47 protein-coding genes are annotated in these 26,131 nt (G+C 50.9%); 7 read left to right on the top strand and 40 right to left on the bottom strand.

Annotation, left to right across the window (positions count from 1 at the left end):
• The first annotated feature begins 225 nt into the window (after positions 1-225).
• A complete protein-coding gene (locus ABLU87_RS26390) occupies positions 226-780 on the top strand; it encodes a gamma carbonic anhydrase family protein (RefSeq protein WP_014839658.1) in 555 nt (184 codons plus the stop codon).
• On the opposite strand, the gene ABLU87_RS26385 is transcribed toward ABLU87_RS26390, so the two are convergent.
• From ABLU87_RS26385 to dprA, 6 genes are read right to left on the bottom strand one after another with little or no spacing between them, the layout of a single operon-like run.
• Positions 756-1,013 (bottom strand): DUF1488 domain-containing protein, encoded by a 258-nt coding sequence (locus tag ABLU87_RS26385; RefSeq protein ID WP_014227027.1) that lies wholly within the window; start codon positions 1,011-1,013, stop codon positions 756-758. The genes ABLU87_RS26390 and ABLU87_RS26385 overlap by 25 nt on opposite strands.
• Entirely contained in the window at positions 1,010-1,828 is an 819-nt protein-coding gene (aroE, locus tag ABLU87_RS26380) for a shikimate dehydrogenase (protein ID WP_014227028.1), read from the bottom strand. Before aroE ends, ABLU87_RS26385 begins: the two co-directional genes overlap by 4 nt.
• 3 nt (positions 1,829-1,831) lie before the next feature.
• Positions 1,832-2,404, bottom strand: coding sequence for an L-threonylcarbamoyladenylate synthase type 1 TsaC (gene tsaC, locus ABLU87_RS26375; RefSeq protein WP_103815524.1), 573 nt, complete (start codon positions 2,402-2,404; stop codon positions 1,832-1,834).
• 4 nt (positions 2,405-2,408) lie between these two features.
• Positions 2,409-2,951, bottom strand: a complete 543-nt coding sequence (locus ABLU87_RS26370; RefSeq protein WP_014227029.1) for a type I DNA topoisomerase — start codon at positions 2,949-2,951, stop codon at positions 2,409-2,411.
• A 27-nt stretch (positions 2,952-2,978) separates the two neighbouring features.
• Complete coding sequence (smg, locus tag ABLU87_RS26365) at positions 2,979-3,452, bottom strand: DUF494 family protein Smg (protein WP_004125874.1); 474 nt, start codon at positions 3,450-3,452, stop codon at positions 2,979-2,981.
• Positions 3,424-4,548 (bottom strand): DNA-protecting protein DprA, encoded by a 1,125-nt coding sequence (gene dprA, locus ABLU87_RS26360; protein ID WP_014227031.1) that lies wholly within the window; start codon positions 4,546-4,548, stop codon positions 3,424-3,426. The genes smg and dprA overlap by 29 nt, the downstream gene beginning before the upstream one ends.
• A gap of 129 nt (positions 4,549-4,677) precedes the next feature.
• Here dprA and def point away from each other — a divergent pair, with 129 nt between their 5' ends.
• The 5 genes from def to mscL all read left to right on the top strand — a co-directional run bounded on the left by def (position 4,678) and on the right by mscL (position 9,442).
• On the top strand, positions 4,678-5,187 hold the full coding sequence (gene def / locus ABLU87_RS26355; protein WP_004854751.1) for a peptide deformylase: 510 nt from the start codon (positions 4,678-4,680) through the stop codon (positions 5,185-5,187).
• A gap of 14 nt (positions 5,188-5,201) precedes the next feature.
• Positions 5,202-6,149: a methionyl-tRNA formyltransferase gene (gene fmt, locus ABLU87_RS26350; protein WP_122117392.1), complete on the top strand. Its 948-nt coding sequence runs from the start codon at positions 5,202-5,204 to the stop codon at positions 6,147-6,149.
• A 51-nt stretch (positions 6,150-6,200) separates the two neighbouring features.
• Entirely contained in the window at positions 6,201-7,490 is a 1,290-nt protein-coding gene (gene rsmB / locus ABLU87_RS26345; RefSeq protein WP_122117391.1) for a 16S rRNA (cytosine(967)-C(5))-methyltransferase RsmB, read from the top strand.
• Between the two features lie 21 nt (positions 7,491-7,511).
• Positions 7,512-8,888, top strand: coding sequence for a Trk system potassium transporter TrkA (gene trkA, locus ABLU87_RS26340; protein ID WP_122117390.1), 1,377 nt, complete (start codon positions 7,512-7,514; stop codon positions 8,886-8,888).
• Between the two features lie 140 nt (positions 8,889-9,028).
• Positions 9,029-9,442, top strand: coding sequence for a large-conductance mechanosensitive channel protein MscL (gene mscL, locus ABLU87_RS26335; protein WP_004106310.1), 414 nt, complete (start codon positions 9,029-9,031; stop codon positions 9,440-9,442).
• Here the strand turns inward: mscL and ABLU87_RS26330 are convergent.
• From ABLU87_RS26330 to rpsJ, 31 genes are all read right to left on the bottom strand, one after another.
• Positions 9,396-9,656 (bottom strand): alternative ribosome-rescue factor A, encoded by a 261-nt coding sequence (locus ABLU87_RS26330; protein WP_122117389.1) that lies wholly within the window; start codon positions 9,654-9,656, stop codon positions 9,396-9,398. The two genes, mscL and ABLU87_RS26330, sit on opposite strands and share 47 nt — an antisense overlap.
• A 58-nt stretch (positions 9,657-9,714) precedes the next feature.
• Positions 9,715-10,140 carry a Zn(2+)-responsive transcriptional regulator gene (gene zntR / locus ABLU87_RS26325; RefSeq protein ID WP_014227035.1) on the bottom strand — a complete coding sequence of 142 codons (426 nt, stop codon included), beginning with the start codon at positions 10,138-10,140 and terminating at the stop codon, positions 9,715-9,717.
• A 2-nt stretch (positions 10,141-10,142) separates the two neighbouring features.
• Entirely contained in the window at positions 10,143-10,511 is a 369-nt protein-coding gene (locus tag ABLU87_RS26320; RefSeq protein WP_042934199.1) for a DUF1992 domain-containing protein, read from the bottom strand.
• A gap of 107 nt (positions 10,512-10,618) precedes the next feature.
• Positions 10,619-11,005 carry a 50S ribosomal protein L17 gene (gene rplQ / locus ABLU87_RS26315; protein WP_001216372.1) on the bottom strand — a complete coding sequence of 129 codons (387 nt, stop codon included), beginning with the start codon at positions 11,003-11,005 and terminating at the stop codon, positions 10,619-10,621.
• Positions 11,006-11,045: 40 nt separating this feature from the next.
• Positions 11,046-12,035 (bottom strand): DNA-directed RNA polymerase subunit alpha, encoded by a 990-nt coding sequence (gene rpoA, locus ABLU87_RS26310; RefSeq protein ID WP_002919219.1) that lies wholly within the window; start codon positions 12,033-12,035, stop codon positions 11,046-11,048.
• A gap of 25 nt (positions 12,036-12,060) precedes the next feature.
• Positions 12,061-12,681: a 30S ribosomal protein S4 gene (gene rpsD, locus ABLU87_RS26305; protein ID WP_004125897.1), complete on the bottom strand. Its 621-nt coding sequence runs from the start codon at positions 12,679-12,681 to the stop codon at positions 12,061-12,063.
• Positions 12,682-12,714: 33 nt separating this feature from the next.
• Complete coding sequence (gene rpsK, locus ABLU87_RS26300) at positions 12,715-13,104, bottom strand: 30S ribosomal protein S11 (protein WP_004138423.1); 390 nt, start codon at positions 13,102-13,104, stop codon at positions 12,715-12,717.
• 16 nt (positions 13,105-13,120) lie between these two features.
• On the bottom strand, positions 13,121-13,477 hold the full coding sequence (rpsM, locus tag ABLU87_RS26295) for a 30S ribosomal protein S13 (RefSeq protein ID WP_004106333.1): 357 nt from the start codon (positions 13,475-13,477) through the stop codon (positions 13,121-13,123).
• 146 nt (positions 13,478-13,623) lie between these two features.
• On the bottom strand, positions 13,624-13,740 hold the full coding sequence (gene rpmJ / locus ABLU87_RS26290; RefSeq protein ID WP_000868187.1) for a 50S ribosomal protein L36: 117 nt from the start codon (positions 13,738-13,740) through the stop codon (positions 13,624-13,626).
• A gap of 31 nt (positions 13,741-13,771) precedes the next feature.
• Positions 13,772-15,103 (bottom strand): preprotein translocase subunit SecY, encoded by a 1,332-nt coding sequence (gene secY / locus ABLU87_RS26285; protein WP_004106334.1) that lies wholly within the window; start codon positions 15,101-15,103, stop codon positions 13,772-13,774.
• 7 nt (positions 15,104-15,110) lie between these two features.
• Positions 15,111-15,545 carry a 50S ribosomal protein L15 gene (gene rplO, locus ABLU87_RS26280; protein WP_004106336.1) on the bottom strand — a complete coding sequence of 145 codons (435 nt, stop codon included), beginning with the start codon at positions 15,543-15,545 and terminating at the stop codon, positions 15,111-15,113.
• Between the two features lie 3 nt (positions 15,546-15,548).
• On the bottom strand, positions 15,549-15,728 hold the full coding sequence (rpmD, locus tag ABLU87_RS26275) for a 50S ribosomal protein L30 (RefSeq protein WP_001140434.1): 180 nt from the start codon (positions 15,726-15,728) through the stop codon (positions 15,549-15,551).
• Positions 15,729-15,731: 3 nt separating this feature from the next.
• Entirely contained in the window at positions 15,732-16,235 is a 504-nt protein-coding gene (gene rpsE / locus ABLU87_RS26270; protein ID WP_004106339.1) for a 30S ribosomal protein S5, read from the bottom strand.
• A gap of 14 nt (positions 16,236-16,249) precedes the next feature.
• On the bottom strand, positions 16,250-16,603 hold the full coding sequence (gene rplR / locus ABLU87_RS26265; RefSeq protein ID WP_000358960.1) for a 50S ribosomal protein L18: 354 nt from the start codon (positions 16,601-16,603) through the stop codon (positions 16,250-16,252).
• Between the two features lie 9 nt (positions 16,604-16,612).
• Positions 16,613-17,146, bottom strand: a complete 534-nt coding sequence (rplF, locus tag ABLU87_RS26260) for a 50S ribosomal protein L6 (protein WP_025107523.1) — start codon at positions 17,144-17,146, stop codon at positions 16,613-16,615.
• Between the two features lie 12 nt (positions 17,147-17,158).
• Complete coding sequence (gene rpsH / locus ABLU87_RS26255; RefSeq protein WP_004106343.1) at positions 17,159-17,551, bottom strand: 30S ribosomal protein S8; 393 nt, start codon at positions 17,549-17,551, stop codon at positions 17,159-17,161.
• A gap of 33 nt (positions 17,552-17,584) precedes the next feature.
• Positions 17,585-17,890: a 30S ribosomal protein S14 gene (rpsN, locus tag ABLU87_RS26250; protein WP_002919667.1), complete on the bottom strand. Its 306-nt coding sequence runs from the start codon at positions 17,888-17,890 to the stop codon at positions 17,585-17,587.
• Positions 17,891-17,904: 14 nt separating this feature from the next.
• On the bottom strand, positions 17,905-18,444 hold the full coding sequence (gene rplE, locus ABLU87_RS26245; RefSeq protein ID WP_001096202.1) for a 50S ribosomal protein L5: 540 nt from the start codon (positions 18,442-18,444) through the stop codon (positions 17,905-17,907).
• Positions 18,445-18,458: 14 nt separating this feature from the next.
• Positions 18,459-18,773, bottom strand: coding sequence for a 50S ribosomal protein L24 (gene rplX / locus ABLU87_RS26240; protein ID WP_004106345.1), 315 nt, complete (start codon positions 18,771-18,773; stop codon positions 18,459-18,461).
• A 10-nt stretch (positions 18,774-18,783) separates the two neighbouring features.
• A complete protein-coding gene (gene rplN / locus ABLU87_RS26235) occupies positions 18,784-19,155 on the bottom strand; it encodes a 50S ribosomal protein L14 (protein ID WP_000613954.1) in 372 nt (123 codons plus the stop codon).
• Between the two features lie 165 nt (positions 19,156-19,320).
• Positions 19,321-19,575 carry a 30S ribosomal protein S17 gene (gene rpsQ / locus ABLU87_RS26230; protein WP_004106347.1) on the bottom strand — a complete coding sequence of 85 codons (255 nt, stop codon included), beginning with the start codon at positions 19,573-19,575 and terminating at the stop codon, positions 19,321-19,323.
• Complete coding sequence (gene rpmC, locus ABLU87_RS26225; RefSeq protein ID WP_002919754.1) at positions 19,575-19,766, bottom strand: 50S ribosomal protein L29; 192 nt, start codon at positions 19,764-19,766, stop codon at positions 19,575-19,577. Before rpmC ends, rpsQ begins: the two co-directional genes overlap by 1 nt.
• The gene (rplP, locus tag ABLU87_RS26220) at positions 19,766-20,176 is read right to left on the bottom strand and encodes a 50S ribosomal protein L16 (RefSeq protein ID WP_002919759.1); all 411 of its coding nucleotides are present in this window, start codon (positions 20,174-20,176) and stop codon (positions 19,766-19,768) included. Before rplP ends, rpmC begins: the two co-directional genes overlap by 1 nt.
• 12 nt (positions 20,177-20,188) lie before the next feature.
• Positions 20,189-20,887 carry a 30S ribosomal protein S3 gene (rpsC, locus tag ABLU87_RS26215; RefSeq protein WP_004106350.1) on the bottom strand — a complete coding sequence of 233 codons (699 nt, stop codon included), beginning with the start codon at positions 20,885-20,887 and terminating at the stop codon, positions 20,189-20,191.
• A gap of 17 nt (positions 20,888-20,904) precedes the next feature.
• Positions 20,905-21,237 carry a 50S ribosomal protein L22 gene (rplV, locus tag ABLU87_RS26210; protein WP_002919773.1) on the bottom strand — a complete coding sequence of 111 codons (333 nt, stop codon included), beginning with the start codon at positions 21,235-21,237 and terminating at the stop codon, positions 20,905-20,907.
• A gap of 14 nt (positions 21,238-21,251) precedes the next feature.
• Positions 21,252-21,530, bottom strand: coding sequence for a 30S ribosomal protein S19 (gene rpsS, locus ABLU87_RS26205; RefSeq protein WP_001138115.1), 279 nt, complete (start codon positions 21,528-21,530; stop codon positions 21,252-21,254).
• 16 nt (positions 21,531-21,546) lie between these two features.
• Positions 21,547-22,368: a 50S ribosomal protein L2 gene (gene rplB / locus ABLU87_RS26200; protein ID WP_000301869.1), complete on the bottom strand. Its 822-nt coding sequence runs from the start codon at positions 22,366-22,368 to the stop codon at positions 21,547-21,549.
• Positions 22,369-22,385: 17 nt separating this feature from the next.
• Positions 22,386-22,688 carry a 50S ribosomal protein L23 gene (rplW, locus tag ABLU87_RS26195; RefSeq protein ID WP_000617546.1) on the bottom strand — a complete coding sequence of 101 codons (303 nt, stop codon included), beginning with the start codon at positions 22,686-22,688 and terminating at the stop codon, positions 22,386-22,388.
• Positions 22,685-23,290, bottom strand: a complete 606-nt coding sequence (gene rplD / locus ABLU87_RS26190) for a 50S ribosomal protein L4 (RefSeq protein WP_003031119.1) — start codon at positions 23,288-23,290, stop codon at positions 22,685-22,687. Before rplD ends, rplW begins: the two co-directional genes overlap by 4 nt.
• Positions 23,291-23,300: 10 nt before the next feature.
• A complete protein-coding gene (gene rplC / locus ABLU87_RS26185; protein WP_004106354.1) occupies positions 23,301-23,930 on the bottom strand; it encodes a 50S ribosomal protein L3 in 630 nt (209 codons plus the stop codon).
• Positions 23,931-23,962: 32 nt separating this feature from the next.
• Positions 23,963-24,274 carry a 30S ribosomal protein S10 gene (gene rpsJ, locus ABLU87_RS26180; RefSeq protein WP_001181005.1) on the bottom strand — a complete coding sequence of 104 codons (312 nt, stop codon included), beginning with the start codon at positions 24,272-24,274 and terminating at the stop codon, positions 23,963-23,965.
• Positions 24,275-24,654: 380 nt separating this feature from the next.
• Here rpsJ and ABLU87_RS26175 point away from each other — a divergent pair, with 380 nt between their 5' ends.
• Positions 24,655-25,128, top strand: a complete 474-nt coding sequence (locus tag ABLU87_RS26175; RefSeq protein WP_014839668.1) for an A24 family peptidase — start codon at positions 24,655-24,657, stop codon at positions 25,126-25,128.
• On the opposite strand, the gene bfr is transcribed toward ABLU87_RS26175, so the two are convergent.
• From bfr to ABLU87_RS26160, 3 genes are all read right to left on the bottom strand, one after another.
• Complete coding sequence (gene bfr / locus ABLU87_RS26170; protein WP_004125910.1) at positions 25,112-25,588, bottom strand: bacterioferritin; 477 nt, start codon at positions 25,586-25,588, stop codon at positions 25,112-25,114. The two genes, ABLU87_RS26175 and bfr, sit on opposite strands and share 17 nt — an antisense overlap.
• 74 nt (positions 25,589-25,662) lie before the next feature.
• The gene (bfd, locus tag ABLU87_RS26165; protein WP_004125913.1) at positions 25,663-25,857 is read right to left on the bottom strand and encodes a bacterioferritin-associated ferredoxin; all 195 of its coding nucleotides are present in this window, start codon (positions 25,855-25,857) and stop codon (positions 25,663-25,665) included.
• A gap of 173 nt (positions 25,858-26,030) precedes the next feature.
• On the bottom strand, positions 26,031-26,131 hold a 101-nt coding region (locus ABLU87_RS26160), incomplete at its 5' end, for an elongation factor Tu (RefSeq protein WP_072082104.1).

The raw sequence follows: 26,131 nt of genomic DNA, 5'->3' as shown, positions 1-26,131 counted from the left end.
GGTTGTTTGTGAAGTGATTCACATCTGCCGTGTCAGTGGGAGCGCATTATAGGGATCCCATTTTTTTGCACAAGCCTTTTTTCGATCTTTTTTTCCAAATGATGTTTTTTCAGCCGCTTCGCGGCGTTCTTGCTCAATCCGCTCAATTTTTACCACAATAAGGGGTTGCAGACGGCCAGAAAAGCAACCAAAGTCTCTGCACTCCCTTCTTTTATTGAGGTAACCATGACCACCAGCTTGCGTCGTTATAAAGATTTATTCCCTAAAACGGGCCTACGCGTGATGATCGACAGCAGCAGCGTGGTGATCGGCGATGTCAGAATAGCTGACGATGTCAGTATCTGGCCTCTGGTCGCCATTCGCGGTGATGTGAACTATGTGGAAATAGGCGCCCGCACTAACATTCAGGACGGCAGCGTCTTACATGTCACGCATAAGTCTTCATCTAATCCACACGGCAATCCACTTATCATTGGCGATGATGTTACCGTCGGTCATAAGGTGATGCTACACGGCTGCACTATTGGTAACCGGGTCCTGGTCGGTATGGGTTCGATTTTGTTGGATGGCGTGATTGTTGAAGACGATATAATGATTGGGGCTGGCAGTCTGGTGCCTCAGAACAAACGTCTCAAGAGTGGCTATCTTTACTTTGGTAACCCGGTAAAACAGATACGCCCCCTGACAGAGGCGGAAATTGCCGGGCTACAATATTCAGCGAACAACTATGTAAAGTGGAAAGGTGATTACCTGGCTCAGGAAAACCAGATCCAACCTTGAGCATCTTCTTGCTGGTCGAGAATGAGATCCTGGGCTTCATCTTCCAGATCCCAGCGATGTTCACGAAAAGCGGCCAGCCATTGCGCCGGCTCTTCACCACCAAAACGCTTCTTGAGCACCGTTAGCGTTAAGGCGCAGGTAAGCTGCATGCCGTTAACTAATGCAGGAAAAGCGATACATTGACGCGCTTCATCCCATACCTCTCTGTCTGGAAACTGAATTGCCTGGTTCATGCATTCAGTTCCTTCTGCAAAGCCGCAATGACTGGCGTAATTTCTGGCAGAACGCCGTGCCACAACAGCACCGCATGAGCAGCCTGCGCCACCAGCATTCCCAACCCATCAGCGCATTTTGTCGCACCGTGTTGCTGGCATAAGGATAAAAATGGCGTACTACCTTTCTGGTAAAACATGTCATAACAACAGACATGGGGATTTATTAAGGTAACAGGGATCGCGGGAACACCGCCGTCAATACCGCTGGATGTCGCATTAATAATGAGATCAAATTCCTGACCGCCTAATGCTTCTATATCCAAAGCGCGGACGCTGCCGGTATGAGCAAAAAGCGTAGCCAGTTCATGGGCGCGAGAATAGGTACGATTAACAATAGTCACGGCACAATCCAGCGACAGGAGAGGAAGCAAAACGCCGCGTGAAGCCCCACCTGCGCCAATAAGCAATACCCGGAATCCTGGTTTAATAAAACCCAGCCGTTCCAGATCGCTCAGTAGTCCAATACCATCGGTATTGTCCCCCAGCAGGCGGCCATCCTCCAACCGTTTAAGCGTATTGACCGCACCGGCCAGCGCTGCGCGTTCGGTTAGCTCATCTGCTCGCGCGAAGGCCTCTTCTTTAAAAGGCACGGTGACGTTCGCTCCCTTACCGCCTTCATTAAAGAAGGTATCGAGCGTCGTAACGAAATCATCGAGCGGAGCCAGGATACGGCCATAGGGATGCGTAATTTGCAACTGCTGAGCAAAAAGCCGATGAATAGATGGCGACTTGCTATGGGCAATAGGGTGTCCGAAGACGGCATAAGTTTCCATGAGTTACCCCTGGCGGAAGAGTTCGCCCGTCAAGGCATCACGTATTTCAGATGGGTTTTGACGCCCTCCCGTAGCCCCGTCAACGACCGGGAAATCAGCGCCAAACTGCGCATAAACTTCTGCCGTCGTGCGGCAAGGAGGCTGGCCAGACAAATTTGCGCTGGTTGAAACCAGCGGTTTTCCGTAAGCATTACACAGTTCGACCACCAGCGGATGGTCCGTGACTCGCACAGCCAGTGAATTGAAGCGCCCCGTCAACCAACGCGGCGTTGAAGCGCAAGCGGGGAAGACAAATGTCACAGGCCCTGGCCAGCAAGAAAAAATCGTCTCCAGCTGCTCATCGCTAAGTTGCGTATCGTCAATATAGGGTTTGAGTTGCTCGAAGTTCGCCGCAATCAGGATCAGCCCCTTTTCAACGGGACGCTGTTTAAGTGCAAGCAGGCTCATGACGGCCTTTTCGCTATCGGGATCGCAACCGACGCCAAAAACGGCTTCTGTTGGATAGGCGATGACATGTTCATTATTCAGAAGCGCCACAGCACGTGCGATGGCTTCTGAGGGCAGGTTATTATTCACAGATTTATTCCGCCGGTATCGGCTTTCCACATTGTTTGCTGGCACAGAAGCGTTTAACGCCCTGCGCCGTTTTCTTTTCGATTAGCAACGGGTAATGACACTCTGGACACTCGCCCGCCACTGGCCTGAAGTTTATGACGAACTGGCAATCGGGGTAACGATCGCAGGAATGGAAGTTTTTTCCAAAACGTGAGCGGCGCTGAACCAAATGCCCTTGCCCGCACTGTGGGCAGGCAATTGCGGTTTCATCCGGCTTATCGATAAGTTCAGTATGTTCGCAATCTGGATAGCTGCTACAACCGATAAACATACCAAAACGCCCCTGGCGTAGTACCAGCACTGCGCCGCAAGACGGGCACGTTTGCCCCTCCAGAACTTTGACAATATGTCCGTCCGCCTGATTTTTCAGGGGCCGGACATAGTCACAGTCAGGATAATGCGAGCAGCCGAGAAAAGGCCCGTGTTTCCCGGAGCGTATTACCAGTTCAGCCCCACACTGCGGGCAGGGTTCGTTTTTACGCACCGAGAACAGCGCTGTTTTGGTCATAACAATTCTAATGTCGCAGCAAAAAAGTTAGTGCAGCATACCTTCATTTACTTCAAAGAGTAATTCTTCCATTTGCTGGTAGGCATTTTCGCAACCGGGAATATTGAACAGCACCATCAGGATCACCCATTTGAGATCTTCCAGATCGAACTCTGCCGTATCCAGCGCCAGTACACGCTCAATCACCATTTCCCGTGTTTCGAGGTTCAACACCTGAATTTGCTCAAGGAATAATAAGAATCCCCGGCAGCTTGCATCAAGACGCTGGCACTCCTCGTCGGTGTAGACTCGTAACGAGAGTGGGTCAGAAGCAAGCTGCATTGGCGCAACAAGCCCCTCCTGGTAATCAGCCAGTTTCTCCAGCCACATCAGGGCGTTATAGATATCTTCTCGTTCAAAACCGGCATCGGTCAGATCCCGAGTCAGCTTGTCCTGATCCACGCGCATTTCTGCTTCGTTATGGATGTAAGTTTCAAACAGATACATCAGTACGTCGAACATGGCTTGCCCTCCTTAATCGGACATAGCCGCCGGGTACAGCTGCGATCCAGCCTGCTAACTCCAGTTCTAGTAGCTGGGCTACGGTTACTGGCACAGATTGGCCGGCACGTTCAGCGACAACGTCAACAGGTGTTACCTCATCTCCTACGTTAGCCAGGAGCTCTGGAAATGGCAATGCTACAGAAGGCCGATTACCGCAATTATTTGCGTCATCTGGTTCAGGAAGAACATATGGCAGCTCATCCCGCCAGTATTCGACGATGTCTTCCGGGGCTGTCACGGGAATCGCGCCCTGCTTGATAAGCCAGTGGGGACCTTCTGAACCCGGGCTGCCAATCGGCCCTGGCAGGGCAAACACATCCCTTCCCTGCTCCAGAGCATAACGAACCGTCACTAATGAGCCGCTTTTCAGGGCCGCCTCAATAACCAACACGCCGGCACTTAGCCCACTGATAATCCGGTTACGGCGAGGAAAGTTGCCCGGCAGGGGCGGGGTAAACAGCGGAAACTCAGAAATGATGGCTCCGCAGCTGTTTGTAATCTGCTCCGCTAGCGCCTGATGACGGCGAGGATAGATCTCTCTTAAGCCATTCCCTAAAACAGCAACCGTTTTACCTTTCCCTTCCAGCGCACCACGATGAGCAATTCCATCAATGCCAAGGGCCAGGCCGCTCGTGATCGTAATACCATAACGTGCTAAAGCTTCGCTAAAGAGTTTCCCCCAACGAGCGCCATACCATGAATGCGCCCGGCTCCCAATGACGGACAGCTGCCGGCTGCTCAGTAGCGCAGGGTCTCCACATACTAAAAGAGCGCAAGGAAAGTCGACAATCGCCCGCAGCTGGGGTGGGTAAAGCGGATCTTCGGCAGTCAGTAGATAGCAATTTGGTCGCTCCAGCCATTGCAGCGTGGCATCTATCTCGCATTGGTTAACGCTGAGGAAATGCTTCGATTGCGCCAGACTCAAGCCACAGGCTCGCAAATCTTCTCGACCTAACGTCGCAGATGCACATAGCTGACGGGCGGCACTGATAGCACTCTCGCCATACAGGCTGCTCACCCTCATCAAACGTAACCAAATTTCCCTGGGCGTCATCCCTATCCCCCTGCCACAAGCGACTTTAACAATCTTTGCGATTGGACAGCGAGACTGTCAATTGCAGGGGGTTTTGTCTAGAATAGAGGTAATAATCTTTCCAACTCCTGAACACAACTCTGGATAACTATGTCAGTTTTGCAAGTGTTACATATTCCGGACGAGCGCCTTCGCAAAGTCGCAAAGCCGGTAGAAGAAGTAAATGCAGAAATTCAGCGTATCGTCGATGATATGTTCGAGACGATGTATGCTGAAGAAGGTATCGGTCTGGCCGCAACGCAGGTGGATATTCACCAGCGAATTATTGTTATTGATGTATCAGAAAATCGTGAAGAGCAACTGGTATTAATTAACCCTGAGCTGCTGGAAAAAAGCGGAGAAACAGGCATTGAAGAGGGCTGCCTCTCTATTCCTGAACAGCGTGCTTTAGTGCCGCGTGCAGAAAAAGTGAAAATCCGCGCGCTCGATCGCGAAGGCAAACCTTTTGAGCTTGAAGCCGACGGTCTGCTGGCCATCTGCATTCAGCACGAGATGGATCACCTCGTCGGTAAGCTGTTCATCGATTACCTGTCACCGCTCAAGCAACAACGCATTCGTCAAAAAGTTGAGAAACTTGACCGTCTGAATGCTCGAGCTTAAGGACGAGAATAAACGTGTCAGACTCACTACGTATTATTTTTGCCGGCACCCCTGACTTTGCAGCACGTCATCTCGACGCGCTGCTGTCCACTGGACACAACGTTGTTGGCGTCTTCACCCAACCGGACCGTCCGGCAGGTCGTGGTAAAAAACTCATGCCCAGCCCGGTGAAAGTTCTTGCTGAAGAAAAAGGCATACCGGTATTCCAGCCAGCTTCACTACGTCCGCAGGAAAATCAGCAGCTCGTCTCCGATCTGCGTGCAGACGTCATGGTCGTCGTAGCCTATGGGCTCCTTCTACCAAAAGCCGTGCTGGATATGCCGCGCCTGGGCTGCATTAACGTTCACGGTTCGTTGCTTCCGCGCTGGCGCGGCGCGGCGCCCATTCAGCGTTCGCTGTGGGCTGGCGATACCGAGACCGGTGTCACCATCATGCAGATGGATGTCGGTCTCGATACGGGTGATATGCTCTATAAACTTGCGTGCCCAATCACGGCCGAAGACACCAGCGGAACGCTGTACGACAAGCTGGCTAACCTGGGGCCGCAGGGGCTGATCGAAACCCTCAAGCAGCTTGCTGCAGGTACCGCGAAACCGGTTGTACAGGATGAAGCGCTGGTTACCCATGCGCAAAAACTCAGCAAAGAAGAAGCGCGTATCGACTGGTCTCTTCCAGCCGCTCAGTTAGAACGCTGCATTCGCGCCTTTAACCCGTGGCCAATGAGCTGGATAGAAATTGATGGCCAGCCGGTAAAAGTCTGGCAGGCGTCGGTTATCGATGTGGCCACAACAGCCGAACCGGGGACCATCATTGAAGCGACAAAACAGGGGATTCAGGTGGCGACCAGCGACGGCGTGCTGAATTTACTCTCGCTACAGCCTGCCGGGAAAAAAGCAATGAGTGCTCAGGATCTATTAAACTCGCGGCGGGAATGGTTCGCTCCTGGCAACCGTCTGGTCTGACGCGCCCTTCTTAATACGCCCGGTGTTGCCGGGCATTTTTATTTTGTGCTTATGAAAAAACAACTCAATTTACGCAGCCTGGCAGCGCAGGCCGTTGAACAGGTTCTCGAACAAGGGCAATCCCTGAGCAACGTTCTGCCCCCGCTGCAACAAAAAGTATCCGATAAAGACAAAGCGCTGCTTCAGGAACTCTGCTTTGGCGTGCTACGTACCCTTTCCCAGTTAGATTGGCTGATCGGCAAGCTCATGTCCCGGCCGATGACGGGTAAACAGCGTGTTGTGCACTACCTCATTATGGTCGGCATTTACCAACTGCTGTACACGCGGATTCCTCCTCATGCTGCATTGGCGGAAACGGTTGAAGGCGCAGTAGCGATTAAGCGCCCGCAGCTCAAAGGGTTGATTAACGGCGTATTGCGCCAGTTTCAGCGCCAGCAGGAAGAACTGTTATCTGAGTTTTCTCGTAGCGAAATTCGCTTTTTACATCCGTCCTGGTTGTTGAAACGTCTGCAGAAAGCCTATCCAGCACAGTGGGAAGCGATCGTGGAAGCGAACAACCAGCGCCCGCCAATGTGGTTGCGCGTAAACCGTGTCCACCATCCGCGCGATAGCTGGCTGGCACTGCTGGAAGAGGCGGGAATGAAAGGTTTTACTCATCCTGCTTACCCTGACGCTGTGCGCATGGAAACACCGGTGCCGGTCCACGCATTGCCGGGGTTTGAAGAGGGTTGGATTACCGTTCAGGATGCCTCCGCTCAGGGCTGCATCACATTTCTTGAGCCAAAAAACGGCGAGCAAATTCTGGATCTGTGCGCGGCACCGGGGGGTAAAACCACGCATATTCTCGAAGCGGCGCCCGAAGCACAGGTGCTGGCCGTCGATGTTGATGAGCAGCGACTCTCCCGCGTCTATGACAACCTGAAGCGTCTGGGCATGAAGGCCACCGTTAAACAAGGTGATGGCCGTTATCCAGCCCAATGGTGTGGAGAGCAGCAGTTCGATCGTATTCTGCTGGACGCCCCTTGTTCCGCCACCGGCGTCATTCGCCGTCATCCGGATATCAAGTGGCTGCGCCGGGATCGTGATATCGCGGAACTGGCCCAGCTGCAGTCTGAAATTCTGGATGCCGTATGGCCGCATTTGAAAACTGGTGGGACTCTGGTTTACGCAACGTGTTCGGTATTGCCGGAAGAGAACAGCCAGCAAATTAAAGCCTTCCTGCAGCGTACTGCGGATGCGGTTCTCAGCGAAACCGGCAGCGCAGATTTGCCGGGCCAGCAAAATTTGCCAGGTGCTGAAGAAGGTGACGGCTTCTTTTACGCTAAGCTAATCAAAAAGTAATGAGATAACGAGTCGCGACTGATGAAAATTATCATATTGGGCGCAGGGCAGGTCGGTGGAACTCTGGCAGAAAACCTTGTCGGAGAGAACAACGATATTACGCTGGTAGACACGAATGGCGACCGCCTTCGCAGTCTTCAGGACAAATTTGATCTCAGAGTGGTTCAGGGCCACGGCTCGCATCCACGCGTGCTGCGTGAGGCGGGTGCGGATGACGCCGACATGCTGGTCGCAGTGACCAGCTCAGATGAAACGAATATGGTGGCCTGCCAGGTCGCCTATTCGCTGTTTAATACCCCAAACCGTATTGCTCGCATCCGCTCCCCGGATTATGTGCGTGATTCCGATAAACTTTTCCACTCAGAAGCGGTTCCTATTGACCACCTCATCGCGCCAGAGCAGCTGGTCATTGACAGCATTCACCGCCTGATTGAGTATCCAGGCGCTCTGCAGGTTGTCAATTTTGCCGAAGGAAAAGTAAGCCTCGCAGTCGTTAAAGCCTATTATGGCGGTCCTTTAGTGGGAAACGCACTTTCAACTATGCGCGAACATATGCCGCATATTGACACACGCGTAGCCGCTATCTTCCGCCACGATCGCCCCATCAGGCCACAAGGTTCAACCATTGTTGAAGCCGGCGATGAAGTGTTTTTCATCGCCGCTTCGCAGCATATTCGCGCCGTCATGAGCGAACTTCAGCGCCTCGAAAAGCCGTATAAGCGCATCATGCTGGTTGGCGGCGGAAACATTGGCGCCGGGCTCGCTCATAAGCTGGAGAAAGATTACAGCGTCAAACTGATTGAACGTAATCAGCAGCGTGCCGCAGAGCTTGCAGAAAAGCTGCAAAATACGATCGTCTTCTACGGCGATGCTTCAGATCAAGAATTGCTGGCTGAGGAACATATCGATCAAGTCGATCTTTTCATTGCCGTCACCAACGATGACGAAGCCAATATTATGTCTGCCATGCTCGCAAAGCGCATGGGGGCCAAAAAGGTGATGGTGCTGATCCAGCGCCGTGCCTACGTCGATCTTGTCCAGGGGAGCGTGATCGACATTGCAATATCACCGCAGCAGGCAACCATCTCTGCGCTGCTCAGCCATGTGCGTAAAGCCGATATTGTCGGCGTTTCCTCCCTACGCCGCGGTGTCGCAGAGGCTATTGAAGCTGTCGCGCACGGAGATGAAAGTACTTCGCGGGTGGTTGGACGCGCTATCGATGAGATTAAGCTTCCCCCCGGAACAATTATTGGCGCCGTTGTACGCGGTAATGATGTCATGATAGCGAATAACAATCTGCGTATTGAGCAAGGGGATCATGTCGTTATGTTCCTGACTGACAAAAAATTCATCTCAGACGTCGAAAGACTATTCCAGCCAAGTCCTTTCTTTTTGTAGTTCGCAGGCGTCGACAAGACGCCTTTCTTTTATCCCTTGTATATCAAAGGATAATATTTTTCTGCAATTATTTCGTGGTAATGGAAAATAGTAATACATTTGTTAAACTTATCAGTGTCAGCTGGCTCAAGGAGAATAAAATGAGTTTTTTAAAAGAATTTCGCGAATTTGCGATGCGCGGGAATGTGGTTGATTTGGCAGTCGGTGTCATCATTGGCGCAGCATTTGGTAAAATCGTATCGTCGTTAGTTGCCGATATTATTATGCCGCCGCTAGGCTTACTCATTGGCGGAATCGACTTTAAACAGTTTGCCGTGACGCTACGGGATGCCCAGGGCGACATCCCGGCGGTCGTCATGCATTACGGCGTATTCATTCAGAACGTGTTCGATTTTATTATCGTGGCGTTTGCTATTTTTATGGCAATCAAACTGATGAATAAACTGAACAGGAAAAAGGAAGAGGCCCCGGCAGCACCACCGGCGCCAACCAAAGAAGAAGTCCTGCTTAGCGAAATTCGTGACCTGCTGAAAGAACAAAACAATCGTTCTTAAGAAGCCTTAAAAGCAGAAGGCCAGTGGTAAAAAAGTCATTTACTTTCTTGCCACTGGCCTCCCGACCATTCTGTCCCGCATGTTTTTCTTTTCTTTGGTAGCTACCTTTCCCTTTCTTGTTCTTCTCAATTCGCTGCCTGAATAACGGGTCATGAAGTAGTGCCTCAAGGGCGTTATGTTTTATTTGCCCTTTAGTATGCTGATAGCGGCTCATAAGCTCTCCAGATATGTAATAGAAATCGGCGTGAGTGTAGACGCGTCTGATGAAAAAATCAACGTGCTGGATTATGACTGCTGGCGCCCTGCTCCAGTGCTTCAAGAATTGAGCAATAGACGCTGCTGTGCGCTGTTCCGCAGCAAGCATCATTGAGGCGCTGCAAAGAACGACGCATGGCTTGTAACTCTTTAATCCGGGATTCCACTTCACTTAAACGAGCCTGCACAATGCCTTTAGATTCCTGACAGGTATGATGTTCCGGATCGATGCGGATCGAGAGAAGTTCGCGGATCGATTCCAGAGTAAAACCAAGCTGCCTGGCATAGCGAATAAAACGCAGCCTCTGTAGATCGTTATCCGAATAGAGACGAAATCCACCTTCAGTGCGCACGTTATGATCCATCATCTGCTGTTTTTCATAATAGCGGATGGTATCGGGAGTAACGTCAGCCAATTTAGCCAGTTCACCTATGCGGTACATGATTACTCCTCATTAATCTTTTGCAGCAACTTATCCGCGTAATCCCCACGCAGAAAGTCAGTGTTCAAGCCCGCCTGCCGCAGCTTTAACTCGAGCAGCGCCAGACGACGACTCAGCTCAGCATAGCGGGGATCGCTCTCCTGAACGCCTTTAAGTAAGTCATTGAGCATCACGGCTTCTTTACGATGTTCAAGTTCGGGAGGTAAACAACCCGCATTCTTGAGTAATCGATAGCCTGCGCGTAGCTCAGGCGGCACATGCGAGTCATCGTCCAGAGTCAGTGGCTCCCCACTTCCCGGCAGGTTATCAAACTCACCTTTGTGCTGTGCATCAAGAATATGGCGTTCTGCCCACTGATCCAGTAACCACATCATAAGGCTCCGGGGATGAACAAAAATAATGCAGATATTGTAAACAAGCAGGAATAGGGTGGATATAAAAAAACCCGCCGGAGCGGGTTTTTTTACGTTACTACAGATTACTCTGCAGCAGCTTCTGCTTTCGATTCAGAGCGATCAACCAGCTCGATGTATGCCATCGGCGCGTTGTCGCCTGCACGGAAGCCACACTTCAGAATACGAGTGTAACCACCGGCGCGGCTCGCGAAACGCGGGCCCAGCTCGTTAAACAGTTTTGCCACGATCTCGTTATCACGAGTACGGGCGAATGCCAGACGACGATTAGCAACGCTATCAGTCTTGGCAAGAGTAATCAGCGGCTCAACTACGCGACGCAGTTCTTTCGCTTTCGGCAGGGTCGTCTTGATGATTTCATGACGAACCAGCGAACCAGCCATGTTACGGAACATAGCCTGGCGATGGCTGCTGTTGCGGTTCAGTTGACGACCACTCTTACGATGGCGCATGACCTTATCCTTCTCAGTAAAACCTTAACCTGTGATCCGGTTACTCGTCAGCAATGCTTGCCGGTGGCCAGTTTTCCAGGCGCATGCCCAGAGACAAACCACGTGAAGCCAGCACGTCTTTAATCTCAGTAAGAGATTTTTTACCCAGGTTCGGCGTTTTCAGCAACTCAACCTCGGTACGCTGTACCAGATCACCGATATAGTGGATAGCTTCTGCCTTAAGGCAGTTAGCAGAGCGGACAGTCAATTCGAGATCGTCAACAGGGCGCAGCAGGATCGGATCGAATTCTGGTTTCTCTTCTTTCACTTCCGGCTGACGTACATCACGTAAATCAACGAAAGCTTCCAGTTGTTCTGCCAGGATGGTTGCCGCACGACGAATCGCCTCTTCAGGATCGATTGTGCCGTTGGTTTCCATTTCGATGACCAGCTTGTCCAGGTCGGTACGCTGTTCTACACGCGCTGCTTCAACATTGTAGGCAATACGCTCTACAGGGCTGTAGCATGCGTCGACCAGCAGACGGCCGATTGGGCGCTCATCTTCTTCCGAATGAATTCGGGCAGAAGCCGGCACATAACCGCGACCGCGCTGAACTTTGATACGCATGCTAATAGCTGCGTTCTCATCGGTCAGGTGGCAGATCACATGTTGCGGCTTGACGATTTCGACATCACCGTCATGGGTAATGTCGGCTGCGGTCACAGGGCCAATGCCAGATTTGTTCAAAGTAAGGATAACTTCATCTTTACCCTGAACTCTCACCGCCAGCCCTTTCAGGTTGAGCAGGATTTCAAGGATATCTTCCTGAACGCCTTCTTTGGTGCTGTACTCATGAAGTACACCATCAATCTCAACCTCGGTCACCGCGCAACCCGGCATCGATGAGAGCAGAATACGGCGCAGTGCGTTACCAAGAGTATGGCCAAAGCCACGCTCTAAAGGTTCAAGGGTCACCTTGGCGTGCGTCGAACTCACTTGCTCGATATCGACCAGGCGCGGTTTTAGAAACTCTGTCACAGAACCCTGCATTGTGTCCTCTCTTTGGTACTAAGCTTTACTTGGAGTAAAGCTCGACGATCAGGTGTTCGTTAATGTCCGCAGACAGATCAGAACGTTCCGGCTGACGCTTGAACGTACCTTCCATCTTGCCAGCATCAACTTCCAGCCAGGTTGGCTTTTCACGCTGCTCAGCCAGCTCCAGAGCGGCTTTCACGCGAGATTGCTTTTTCGCTTTCTCACGAATGCTGACAACGTCATTCGCTTTAACCTGATAAGAAGCGATGTTAACAACACGACCGTTTACCATGATAGCTTTGTGGCTAACCAGCTGACGTGATTCAGCACGAGTCGCGCCGAAGCCCATACGGTATACAACGTTGTCCAGACGACCTTCCAGCAGAGTCAACAGGTTTTCACCGGTGTTGCCTTTCAGACGCGCTGCTTCTTTATAGTAGTTACGGAACTGACGCTCCAGCACACCGTACATACGGCGAACTTTTTGCTTTTCACGCAACTGCACACCATAGTCAGACAGACGCGGTTTACGCGCACCGTGCTGGCCAGGAGCTTGTTCAATTTTACACTTGGTATCGATCGCGCGAACGCCAGACTTAAGGAACAGGTCTGTGCCCTCACGACGGCTCAGCTTGAGCTTAGGACCCAAATATCTTGCCATTTTCTTTCTCCAACAATCCTAGAAACGAACGCGTTATACGCGACGTTTTTTCGGCGGACGACAACCGTTATGAGGGATCGGAGTCACATCAGTAATATTAGTGATGCGGAAACCAGCGGCGTTCAGTGCACGAATAGTAGATTCGCGACCTGGACCCGGACCTTTGACCATAACTTCCAGATTCTTGATGCCGTATTCTTTTACGGCTTCAGCGCAACGCTCTGCTGCAACCTGAGCTGCAAACGGAGTGGATTTGCGAGAACCACGGAAACCGGAACCACCGGCTGTTGCCCAACCCAGCGCGTTACCCTGACGATCGGTAATGGTAACGATGGTGTTGTTAAAAGAAGCATGGACATGAGCCACGCCATCAGAGACTTGTTTTCTTACACGCTTACGTGCACGAACTGGTGCCTTTGCCATTATTCAATCACCCCGACTATTTCTTGATCGGTTTACGCGGACCCTTACGGGTACGTGCGTTGGTCTTAGTACGCTGACCGCGAACCGGAAGACCACGACGATGGCGTAAACCACGATAGCAACCAAGGTCCATCAGACGCTTGATGCTCAGGGTGATTTCACGGCGCAGATCACCTTCAACGACAAATTTACCAACCGCTTCACGCAGGGATTCAATTTGTTCTTCAGACAGCTCACTGATCTTAACATTTTCAGCGATACCCGTGTCAGCACAGATGGCTTTAGAGCGGGTCTTGCCGATACCGAAAATAGCAGTTAATGCGATTACGGTATGTTTGTGATCAGGAATGTTAATGCCTGCTATACGGGCCACTATGCACTCCTACTATTTAATATGTACGCACCATGCTGAAAAGCCCGTTTTCAGGATACTCAAATGGAAACGTACAGACATACAAAAGATTGGCTGGCTAATCTAGCCAGCTCAACCCAACTTTGCAAGAAAAATATGCGAATAAATCAGCCTTGGCGCTGTTTATGCTTCGGCTCGGCACTGCAAATCACGCGGATGACGCCATCACGCTTAACGATTTTGCAGTTACGGCATAATTTCTTGACGGAAGCACGAACTTTCATTTTTACTCTCCGTAACTTCTCGAGCGACCTGTTAGCGGCCGTAGCCTTTCAGGTTCGCCTTCTTCAATGCAGACTCGTACTGACTCGACATCATCAGAGTTTGCACTTGAGCCATAAAGTCCATAATCACGACAACAACGATAAGCAGTGAGGTCCCACCAAAGTAGAACGGTACTTTCATTGCATCACGCATGAACTCCGGGATCAGGCAGATAAAAGTGATGTATAACGCACCGACCAAAGTCAGGCGAGTCATTACTTTATCGATATACTTCGCCGTTTGCTCTCCCGGACGAATTCCTGGTACAAATGCACCGGACTTCTTCAGGTTATCTGCTGTTTCACGCGGGTTGAAAACCAACGCCGTGTAGAAGAAACAGAAGAAGATGATTGCAGACGCATAGAGTAACACATAAAGCGGTTGCCCAGGCTGCAAATACAGCGAAATTGTTGTCAGCCAGTTCCAACCAGTACCGCCCCCGAACCATGATGTAATGGTAGCCGGGAACAGAATAATACTGGAAGCGAAGATTGCCGGGATAACCCCTGCCATATTCACTTTCAGCGGTAAATGTGTGCTCTGTGCAGCATAGACACGACGACCCTGTTGACGTTTAGCGTAGTTTACCACAATGCGGCGTTGACCACGCTCTACAAAGACAACAAAGAAGGTCACTGCAAATACTAATACTGCAACCAACAGCAACAGGAGGAAGTGCAGGTCGCCTTGACGCGCTTGCTCGATAGTATGGGCGATGGCCGGCGGGAGACCCGCAACGATACCGGCGAAGATAATGATTGAGATACCGTTTCCGATACCGCGCTCAGTAATCTGTTCGCCGAGCCACATCAGGAACATCGTTCCTGAGACCAGACTAACAACAGCGGTGAAATAGAATGCAAAGCCTGGATTAATCACCAGGCCCTGCATACCAGGCATATTCGGCAGACCGGTAGCAATACCGATCGACTGGAATATCGCCAGCACCAGAGTACCGTAGCGGGTGTACTGGCTGATCTTACGACGACCAGACTCCCCTTCTTTCTTCAGCTCCGCTAACGGCTGATAAACAACCGTCAGCAGCTGGACAATGATCGATGCCGAAATATACGGCATGATACCCAACGCAAAGATAGAAGCACGGCTGAGAGCACCACCAGAGAACATGTTGAACATTTCAATGATGGTGCCTCGCTGTTGCTCAAGCAGTTTGGCAAGTACAGCGGCATCAATACCAGGGATCGGAATAAAAGAGCCAATACGGAACACAATCAACGCACCGATTACAAACAACAGTCTGCGCTTCAGTTCGCCAATCCCACCTTTGGCACTTTGAAAATCTAATCCCGGTTGCTTAGCCATCTGCTACTTATTCCTCAATTTTACCGCCAGCAGCTTCGATAGCAGCACGAGCACCTTTAGTCACGCGCAGGCCACGAACAGTTACCGGACGAGATACTTCACCAGACAGGATCACTTTCGCGAATTCGATCTGGATACCGATAATGTTAGCCGCTTTCAGCGTGTTCAGGTCGATAACATCGCCTTCTACGTGAGCAAGATCAGACAGACGAACTTCTGCGGTGATCATCGCTTTACGAGAAGTGAAGCCGAATTTCGGCAGACGACGGTACAGAGGCATCTGACCACCTTCGAAACCGCGACGTACGCCACCACCAGAACGAGAGTTCTGACCTTTGTGACCACGACCACCGGTTTTACCGAGGCCAGAACCGATACCACGACCCAGGCGTTTACCCGCCTTTTTGGAGCCTTCGGCCGGAGACAGAGTATTTAAACGCATCTCTTACTCCTCAACTTTAACCATGAAGGAAACCGCGTTGACCATACCACGAACAGCAGGAGTATCCTCGCGCTCTACGGTGTGACCAATACGACGCAGACCCAGGCCAAGCAGCGTTGCCTTGTGTTTCGGCAGACGACCGATTGCACTGCGGGTTTGAGTAATTTTAATAGTCTTTGCCATGGTTTATTTCCCCAGAATTTCTTCAACGGATTTACCACGCTTGGCAGCGACCATTTCTGGAGAATTCATATTTTCCAGGCCATCAATAGTTGCACGAACCACGTTGATCGGGTTGGTGGAACCATATGCTTTGGCCAGAACGTTATGAACTCCAGCAACTTCCAGAACGGCGCGCATTGCACCACCGGCGATGATACCGGTACCTTCGGAAGCTGGCTGCATGAATACACGAGAACCCGTGTGAACACCTTTAACCGGGTGCTGCAGGGTGCCGTGGTTCAGCGCGACGTTAATCATATTGCGACGGGCTTTTTCCATCGCTTTCTGGATCGCTGCTGGAACTTCACGCGCTTTACCGTAACCAAAACCAACGCGACCGTTACCGTCACCAACTACAGTCAGAGCTGTGAAGGAGAAAATACGACCACCTTTAACGGTTTTAGATACGCGGTTAACCGCGATCAGCTTTTCCTGCAGTTCGCCAGCTTGTTTTTCGATGTGAGCCATCTTACACCTCTACCTTAGAACTGAAGGCCAGCTTCACGGGCAGCATCTGCCAGTGCCTGGACACGACCATGATATTGGAACCCGGAACGGTCAAAGGAAACATCTTTGATGCCTTTTTCCAGAGCGCGTTCAGCAACAGCTTTACCCACAGCTGCTGCCGCGTCTTTGTTACCGGTGTACTTCAGTTGTTCAGCGATAGCTTTTTCTACAGTAGAAGCAGCTACCAGAACTTCAGAACCGTTCGGTGCAATTACCTGTGCGTAAATATGACGCGGGGTACGATGTACCACCAGGCGAGTTGCACCCAGCTCCTGGAGCTTGCGGCGTGCGCGGGTCGCACGACGGATACGAGCAGATTTCTTATCCATAGTGTTACCTTACTTCTTCTTAGCCTCTTTGGTACGCACGACTTCGTCGGCGTAACGAACACCCTTACCTTTATAAGGCTCAGGACGACGGTAGGCGCGCAGATCTGCTGCAACCTGGCCGATCACCTGCTTATCAGCGCCTTTCAGCACGATTTCAGTTTGAGTCGGACATTCTGCAGTGATACCGGCCGGCAGTTTATGCTCAACAGGATGAGAGAAACCTAAAGCCAGGTTTACTACATCCCCTTTGACCGCTGCACGATAGCCTACACCAACCAGCTGAAGCTTTTTAGTGAAGCCTTCGGTAACACCAACAACCATTGAGTTCAGCAGGGCACGCGCGGTACCAGCCTGAGCCCATCCATCCACGAAACCATCACGCGGACCGAAGGTCAGAGCATTTTCTGCATGTTTAACTTCAACAGCATTGTTGAGGGTACGAGTCAGCTCGCCGTTTTTACCTTTGATCGTAATAACCTGACCGTTGATTTTTACATCAACGCCGGCAGGAACAACGACCGGTGCTTTAGCAACACGAGACATTTTTTCCTCCGATTAGGCTACGTAGCAGATAATTTCGCCACCAAGACCAGCCTGGCGCGCTGCACGATCGGTCATAACACCTTTAGAGGTAGAAATAACCGCGATACCCAGACCCGCCATAACTTTCGGCAGCTCATCTTTACGTTTGTAGATGCGCAGACCTGGGCGGCTGACACGCTGAATGCTTTCTACAACAGCTTTACCCTGGAAATACTTAAGAGTCAGTTCCAGTTCCGGCTTGATGTCGCCTTCAACTTTAAAATCTTCAATAAAGCCTTCTTCCTTCAGCACGTTGGCAATTGCCACTTTCAGCTTGGAGGAAGGCATGGTGACCGCAGCTTTATTCGCGGCCTGACCGTTACGGATACGGGTCAGCATATCCGCGATCGGATCTTGCATGCTCATCTGTCTTTACTCCCGTGATTCAATTGGTGACAATTACCAGCTAGCCTTTTTCAGACCCGGGATTTCACCGCGCATTGCGGCTTCACGGACCTTGATACGGCTCAACCCGAACTTCCGCAGGAAACCATGCGGACGACCTGTTTGACGGCAGCGATTACGCTGACGAGACGGGCTGGAATCACGCGGCAGAGTCTGCAGCTTGAGAACAGCATTCCAACGATCTTCGTCGGTTGCGTTCACATCAGAGATGATAGCTTTCAGTTCAGCGCGTTTAGCGAAGAATTTATCAGCTAAAGCCACGCGCTTTACTTCGCGTGCTTTCATTGATTGCTTAGCCATTAAGTAACCCTACCTTACTTGCGGAACGGGAAGTCAAAGGCAGCCAGCAGAGCGCGGCCTTCTTCATCAGATTTCGCAGTAGTGGTAATGGTAATATCCAAACCACGAACGCGGTCGACTTTATCGTAGTCGATTTCTGGGAAGATGATCTGCTCACGGACACCCATGCTGTAGTTGCCACGACCGTCGAAAGACTTAGCGGACAAGCCACGGAAGTCACGGATACGCGGTACAGCAATAGTGATCAGGCGCTCAAAGAACTCCCACATGCGTTCGCCACGCAGAGTTACTTTACAGCCGATCGGATAGCCCTGACGGATTTTGAAGCCTGCAACTGATTTGCGTGCTTTGGTGATCAGCGGTTTTTGACCGGAGATTGCTGTCAGATCGGCTGCTGCGTTATCCAGCAGTTTCTTGTCAGCGATCGCTTCACCAACACCCATGTTCAGGGTGATCTTCTCGACCCGAGGGACTTGCATGACAGAATTGTAGTTAAACTCAGTCATGAGTTTTTTAACTACTTCGTCTTTGTAGTAATCATGCAGTTTCGCCATCGTACTACTCCAAATTACTTGATAGTTTCGCTGTTAGATTTGAAGAAACGGACTTTTTTGCCGTCTTCGAATCTAAAGCCTACACGGTCAGCCTTGCCGGTTGCCGCATTGAAGATTGCAACGTTAGAAACCTGAATAGCAGCTTCTTTTTCAACGATGCCGCCTGGTTGGTTCAGAGCCGGAACCGGCTTCTGGTGTTTCTTAACCAGGTTGATACCTTCAACAATGAGCTTGCCGGAAGACAAGACATTCTTAACTTTACCGCGTTTACCTTTATCTTTACCGGTTAACACGATAACTTCGTCATCACGACGGATTTTCGCTGCCATGATTCGCTCCTTAGAGTACTTCTGGGGCCAGAGAGATAATTTTCATGAACTTCTCGTTACGAAGTTCACGAGTTACCGGCCCAAAAATACGCGTACCGATGGGCTGCTCGCTGTTATTGTTTAAAATAACGCATGCATTACCATCGAAGCGAATGACAGAACCGTCCGGGCGACGAACACCCTTCTTGGTGCGCACCACTACCGCCTTCAGCACATCACCTTTTTTGACCTTACCACGCGGAATTGCTTCTTTGATGGTGATCTTGATGATGTCGCCTACGCCTGCGTAGCGACGGTGCGAGCCACCCAGAACCTTGATACACATTACGCGACGTGCACCGGAGTTGTCGGCGACGTTCAGCATAGTCTGTTCTTGGATCATTTTAGTGCTCCGCTAATGTCAACTACTACTGAGACCCAAAAATAGGGTCGTTAAAAAAGCCCCATATCGAGGGCGCGGCATTATAACACCGCAAATCAGATATGGGTAGAAAAAATAAACGGCTCATCGCTGAGCCGTTTATCCGTATCGAGAATGCGTACTCTATTACAGAACCGCTTTCTCTACAACGCGAACCAGCGTCCAGGACTTAGTCTTGGACAGCGGACGGCATTCGCGGATTTCAACCACGTCGCCGATACCGCATTCGTTGTTCTCGTCATGTACGTGCAGTTTGGTCGTACGCTTGATGAATTTGCCGTATACCGGGTGTTTCACCATACGTTCGATAGCAACAACAATGGATTTCTCCATTTTGTCGCTAACCACGCGACCTTGCAGAGTACGGATTTTATCGGTCATTACGCACCCGCCTTCTGAGTCAGTAAAGTCTTAACGCGTGCAACATCACGACGCACTTGCTTCAGCAGATGAGTCTGTTGCAGCTGGCCACTTGCAGCCTGCATACGCAGGTTGAACTGCTCACGCAGCAGGTTCAGCAGCTCAGCGTTCAGCTCTTCAACGCTTTTTTCACGCAGCTCTTTTGCTTTCATTACATCACCGTCTTAGTTACAAAGGTGGTTTTGATCGGCAGTTTCGCTGCTGCCAGGCCGAATGCTTCACGGGCCAGCTCTTCCGGTACGCCGTCCATTTCATAAAGGACTTTACCCGGCTGAATCAAGGCAACCCAGTACTCCACGTTACCTTTACCTTTACCCATACGAACTTCCAGCGGCTTCTCGGTGATCGGTTTGTCCGGGAATACACGGATCCAGATCTTACCTTGACGCTTAACTGCACGGGTCATAGCACGACGTGCTGCTTCGATCTGACGTGCAGTCAGACGACCACGGCCAACAGCTTTCAGACCGAAAGTGCCGAAGCTAACATCCGTACCCTGCGCCAGACCACGGTTGCGGCCTTTGTGCACTTTACGGAATTTTGTACGCTTTGGTTGTAACATCAGCGACGCTCCTTATTTACGGCCTTTACGCTGCTGCTTTTTAGGTTGAGCAGCCGGTTCCGGTTGTTCAACAGCAGCCATACCACCCAGGATCTCACCTTTGAAGATCCATACCTTAACGCCGATTACACCGTAAGTGGTGTGCGCTTCAGAGGTGTTGTAGTCGATGTCAGCACGCAGAGTGTGCAGCGGTACGCGACCTTCACGGTACCATTCGGTACGTGCGATTTCCGCGCCGCCCAGACGGCCGCTAACTTCAACTTTGATACCTTTAGCGCCCAGACGCATTGCGTTCTGTACAGCACGCTTCATAGCACGACGGAACATAACGCGACGTTCCAGCTGAGAAGTGATGCTGTCAGCAACCAATTTAGCGTCCAGTTCAGGCTTACGAACTTCGGCAATATTGATCTGTGCAGGCACGCCAGCGAGATCCGCGACGACCTTGCGCAGTTTTTCTACGTCTTCGCCTTTCTTACCGATAACGATACCCGGGCGAGCAGTGTGAATGGTCACACGGATGCTTTTAGCCGGACGCTCGATAACGATGCGAGATACAGACGCTTTCGCCAGTTCCTTAGTCAGGTACTGACGTACTTTAAAATCGCTGTCCAGGTTGTCAGCGAATTCTTTGGTGTTCGCAAACCAGGTTGAGTTCCATGGTTTTACAATACCCAGGCGAATACCATTAGGATGTACTTTCTGACCCATTGCTAGTCTCCAGAGTCTCAGCGATCGGACACAACCACAGTAATGTGGCTGGTGCGCTTCAGGATGCGATCTGCACGACCTTTAGCACGCGGCATAATGCGCTTCATGCTCGGGCCTTCGTCTACGAAAATTTTCGCAACTTTCAGATCATCAATGTCAGCGCCATCGTTGTGTTCAGCGTTAGCAATGGCAGATTCCAGTACCTTCTTGACCAGTACAGCAGCTTTCTTATTGGTGTAGGTCAGAATATCCAGGGCCTGCGACACTTTCTTACCGCGAATCAGGTCAGCAACAAGGCGAACCTTCTGAGCAGAAGAACGAGCATGGCGATGTTGAGCTAAAGTTTCCATCTCTTCCTCCTACCTTATTTCTTCTTCGCTTTTTTATCAGCAGCGTGGCCGCGATAAGTACGAGTCGGTGCGAATTCACCCAGTTTGTGACCAACCATTTCGTCGGAAACAAAAACTGGAACGTGCTGACGACCATTATGGACAGCGATGGTCAAACCGATCATGTTAGGAAAGATCGTTGAACGACGGGACCAAGTGCGCAGGGGCTTCTTGTCTCCGCTTTCCACCGCTTTCTCTACCTTCTTCAGCAAGTGCAGGTCAATAAAAGGACCTTTCTTGAGAGAACGTGGCATGGCTTATCCTCTAAAATTATTTGCTACGGCGACGTACGATGAATTTATCAGTACGCTTGTTGCTGCGGGTCTTCTTACCTTTGGTCTGAACGCCCCACGGAGTTACCGGGTGCTTACCAAAGTTACGACCTTCACCACCACCATGTGGGTGGTCGACTGGGTTCATCGCAGTACCGCGAACGGTAGGACGAACACCACGCCAGCGTGCAGCACCTGCTTTACCCAGAACGCGCAGCATATGCTCAGCATTGCCAACTTCGCCCAGAGTAGCGCGGCAGTCTGCTTCGACTTTACGCATTTCACCAGAACGCAGACGCAGGGTGACATAAGCACCATCGCGAGCAACGATCTGAACGTAAGTACCAGCGGAACGAGCCAGCTGACCGCCTTTACCTGGTTTCATTTCTACGTTATGAACGGTAGAACCAACCGGGATATTGCGCATCGGCAGGGTGTTGCCTGCTTTGATTGCAGCATCAACGCCAGATTGAATCTGGTCGCCAGCTTTCAGGCCTTTAGGGGCCAGAATGTAACGGCGCTCACCGTCTTTGTACAGAACCAGCGCGATGTTCGCGGAGCGGTTCGGATCGTACTCAAGACGTTCAACAACTGCCGGGATACCATCTTTGTTGCGTTTGAAGTCAACAATACGGTAGGCCTGTTTGTGACCACCACCGATATGACGGGTGGTGATACGGCCATTGTTGTTACGACCACCGGATTTGCTGTTTTTTTCAACCAGCGGAGCAAAAGGTTTGCCCTTGTGCAGCTCTGGGTTGACCACTTTAACAACGTGGCGACGACCCGGAGATGTCGGTTTACATTTAACAACTGCCATTGTATTACTCCTCCGACTTACTCAGCGCCGCCGACGAAGTCCAGATTCTGGCCTTCCTTCAGGGTGACGTAAGCTTTTTTCCAGTCGCTACGACGACCGATACGCTGTCCGTGACGTTTAACTTTCCCTTTAACAACCAGGGTGTTAACGACTTCGACTTCGACTTCAAACAGTTTCTGCACAGCAGCTTTGATCTCTGCTTTGGTCGCGTCTTTAGCAACTTTGAGAACGATGGTGTTAGTTTTTTCCATCGCAGTAGACGCTTTTTCAGAAACGTGCGGTGCGCGCAGCACCTTCAGCAGACGTTCTTCACGAATCATGCCAGCATCTCCTCAACTTGCTTAACAGCATCAGCAGTCATTACGACTTTGTCGAAGGCGATCAGGCTAACCGGGTCGATACCAGTTGCATCACGTACGTCAACCTTGTGCAGGTTGCGCGCAGCAAGGAACAGGTTCTCGTCCAGCTCACCGGTGATGATCAGCACATCTTCCAGAGCCATGTCTTTCAGTTTCTGTGCCAGCAGCTTAGTTTTAGGCGCTTCTACAGAGAAAGATTCGACAACGATCAGACGATCCTGACGTACCAGTTCGGACAGAATGCTTTTCAGCGCGCCGCGGTACATCTTTTTGTTAACTTTTTGACTGTGGTCCTGCGGACGCGCAGCGAAGGTCACGCCACCTGAACGCCAGATCGGGCTCTTGATAGAACCTGAACGCGCACGGCCGGTACCTTTCTGGCGCCACGGCTTTTTGCCTGAACCAGTTACTTCAGCACGAGTCTTCTGAGCACGAGTACCCTGACGAGCACCAGCTGCATAAGCAACTACAACCTGGTGAACCAGCGCTTCGTTGAAATCACGACCGAAGGTAGTTTCGGAAACAGTCAGCGCGCTCTGCGCGTCTTTCAATACTAATTCCATTGCTATCCCCTTACGCCTTCACAGCTGGTTTAACGATCAGGTCGCTACCGGTTGCACCCGGGACCGCGCCTTTAACCAGCAGCAGGTTGCGCTCAGCGTCAACACGTACTACGTCCAGGCTCTGAACGGTGACACGTTCGTTACCCAGCTGACCTGCCATTTTCTTGCCTTTGAACACTTTGCCCGGAGTCTGGTTCTGACCGATAGAACCCGGAACGCGGTGAGACAAGGAGTTACCGTGAGTAGCGTCCTGGGTACGGAAGTTCCAGCGCTTAACGGTACCAGCAAAACCTTTACCTTTAGAGGTACCGGTTACGTCAACTTTTTTAACGTCAGCAAACAGCTCAACGCTAATGTCCTGACCTACGGTGAACTCTTCGCCGTCAGCCAGACGGAATTCCCACAGACCACGGCCAGCTTCTACGCCAGCTTTAGCGAAGTGACCCGCTTCCGGTTTGGTTACACGGTTAGCTTTTTTAGCACCAGTGGTCACCTGAACGGCACGGTAGCCATCGTTAGCCAGATCTTTAACCTGAGTAACGCGGTTTGCTTCAACTTCGATTACGGTTACTGGGATAGATACGCCATCTTCAGTGAAGATGCGGGTCATGCCCACTTTTTTACCGACTAAACCAATCATTGTTTCAACCTCTCAATCGCTCGATGACCTGATTAACCCAGGCTGATCTGCACGTCTACACCGGCAGCCAGATCCAGACGCATCAGAGCATCAACGGTTTTTTCAGTTGGCTCAACGATGTCAACCAGACGCTTATGAGTGCGGATTTCGTACTGATCGCGCGCGTCTTTGTTAACGTGCGGAGAGATCAGAACGGTAAAGCGCTCTTTGCGGGTCGGCAGCGGGATCGGACCACGGACTTGCGCACCAGTGCGCTTAGCAGTCTCGACGATTTCCGCGGTTGATTGATCGATCAGACGATGATCAAACGCTTTAAGGCGGATACGGATTCTTTGGTTCTGCATGAGACCAGAGCTCCAATTATTTTATAGACGAAATGGTTACTCCTCATACCCATTACGATTGATGGGAGAGTGTAACCGTTCTTACATAGTTCCCCAATTGGGAACATTGTTTGGTAGCGTGTTGCTGCTACCAGGGTTCATATCGAACCGGCCGTCAACTTTGACAGGCCCGCGCATTATACGCAAATTCAGCGACAACGCAAGGGCTGCGTACAAAATCATCACTTGTTTCTGCGAGCTCACTTCCACGCCCGTCGCAATGCCATGAAAGGCCGACAAATACTCTGGAGCGGGACATCCATTCCTGTTTATTGCCTTTTGTCAGAGGCTCGGCTCCTGCATCACACTCGGTACCCAGGACCACCACATGGAAACCATCGATGATAGCGACTTTGGCATTCTTTATTATTTATGGCGGGTTATTACTCACGCTTTGTTGGCACGATCTGCGCTATGGCTTGCTACCCGATAAATTTACCTGCCCTCTGCTGTGGGGCGGGTTGCTTTATTATCTGTGTATGTCACCAGCCAATCTGCAGCATGCAGTCTGGGGAGCGATAGCAGGCTATCTGGCCTTTGCGTTGATCTATTGGCTCTACAGGGGAATACGCGGGCGTGAAGGCATCGGCTACGGCGATGTCAAATTTCTCGCCGCACTAGGGGCATGGCAGGGATGGAGAGTTTTACCGCAGCTCGTTCTTATAGCAACGATTCTCGCCTGCGCTGCCGTAACGGTTCTGATGCTGTGCGGCAAACATAGGCAGGCATTACGCAACCCGCTGCCTTTCGGCCCTTTCCTGGCCACAGCGGGTTTGCTATGTGGTTGGCAGACGTTTTTTAGTCAGCCACTTTAATCTGCGACTGAAGATAATTTTGCAGACCAATTTTACCTATCAAATCCAGCTCGGTTTCCAGCCAGTCGATATGGCCTTCTTCATCGGCGAGGATGGTGATTAACATATCACGGCTGACGTAGTCGTGGACGCTGTCAGCATAGGCGATGGCTTCTCGTAGATCCTTCGCCCCTTCCAGTTCCAGCCTCAGGTCGGATTGCAGCATCTCCTCGACGTCCTCTCCGATGCGGAGTTTGCCGAGATCCTGCAGGTTCGGGATCCCTTCGAGAAATAAAATGCGCTCGATATATTTATCGGCATGCTTCATTTCATCGATAGATTCGTGATACTCGACATCATTGAGGCGCATCAGGCCCCAGTTCTTGAACATTCTCGCATGGAGAAAGTATTGATTAATTGCGACTAGCTCATTTCCCAATAATTTATTGAGATAACTTATGATTTTGACATCACCTTTCATTATATAGTCCCTCCGCTTCCACTTATTGAAGCGTAGTTCGGGCTATAGGGATGTCAAAGTAAAGCTGAGAGACTTCAGGCGATCTCTTGATATTCCGGCATGCGGGTTAATTCATCTTCCATAATTTCTCGTGCTGCACGAACGCACTTACCACATTGATTTCCAACGGGAATAAATTTCCGCAGCTGCTGAAAAGACTGAGGATTGAATTGGCGCACAGCCTGACGAATTTTTTTATCGTTCACACCATTACACAGACAAACGTACATATATACTCCCGTTCAACTTACAGACAAAGTGTAAATGAGAATAGTTATGATTACAATAGGCTGTTTATTAAATAGGCGTTTAATCTCTTTGCTGTCAGTCACTGTGCTGCTTCATGCAAATAGCAGACAGCAAAAAGGGCGCCTTAGCGCCCTTTTTAATTCAGAACTAAATATTAGCCCAGAACTTTAGCAACAACGCCCGCGCCAACGGTACGGCCGCCTTCACGGATTGCGAAACGCAGACCGTCGTCCATCGCGATCGGGTGGATCAGGG

It is taken from the genome of Klebsiella sp. CB_Kp196, assembly GCF_040061575.1.
In the GTDB taxonomy this organism is placed as follows: domain Bacteria; phylum Pseudomonadota; class Gammaproteobacteria; order Enterobacterales; family Enterobacteriaceae; genus Klebsiella; species Klebsiella michiganensis.
This window is presented reverse-complemented; position numbering and strand designations above follow the sequence as displayed.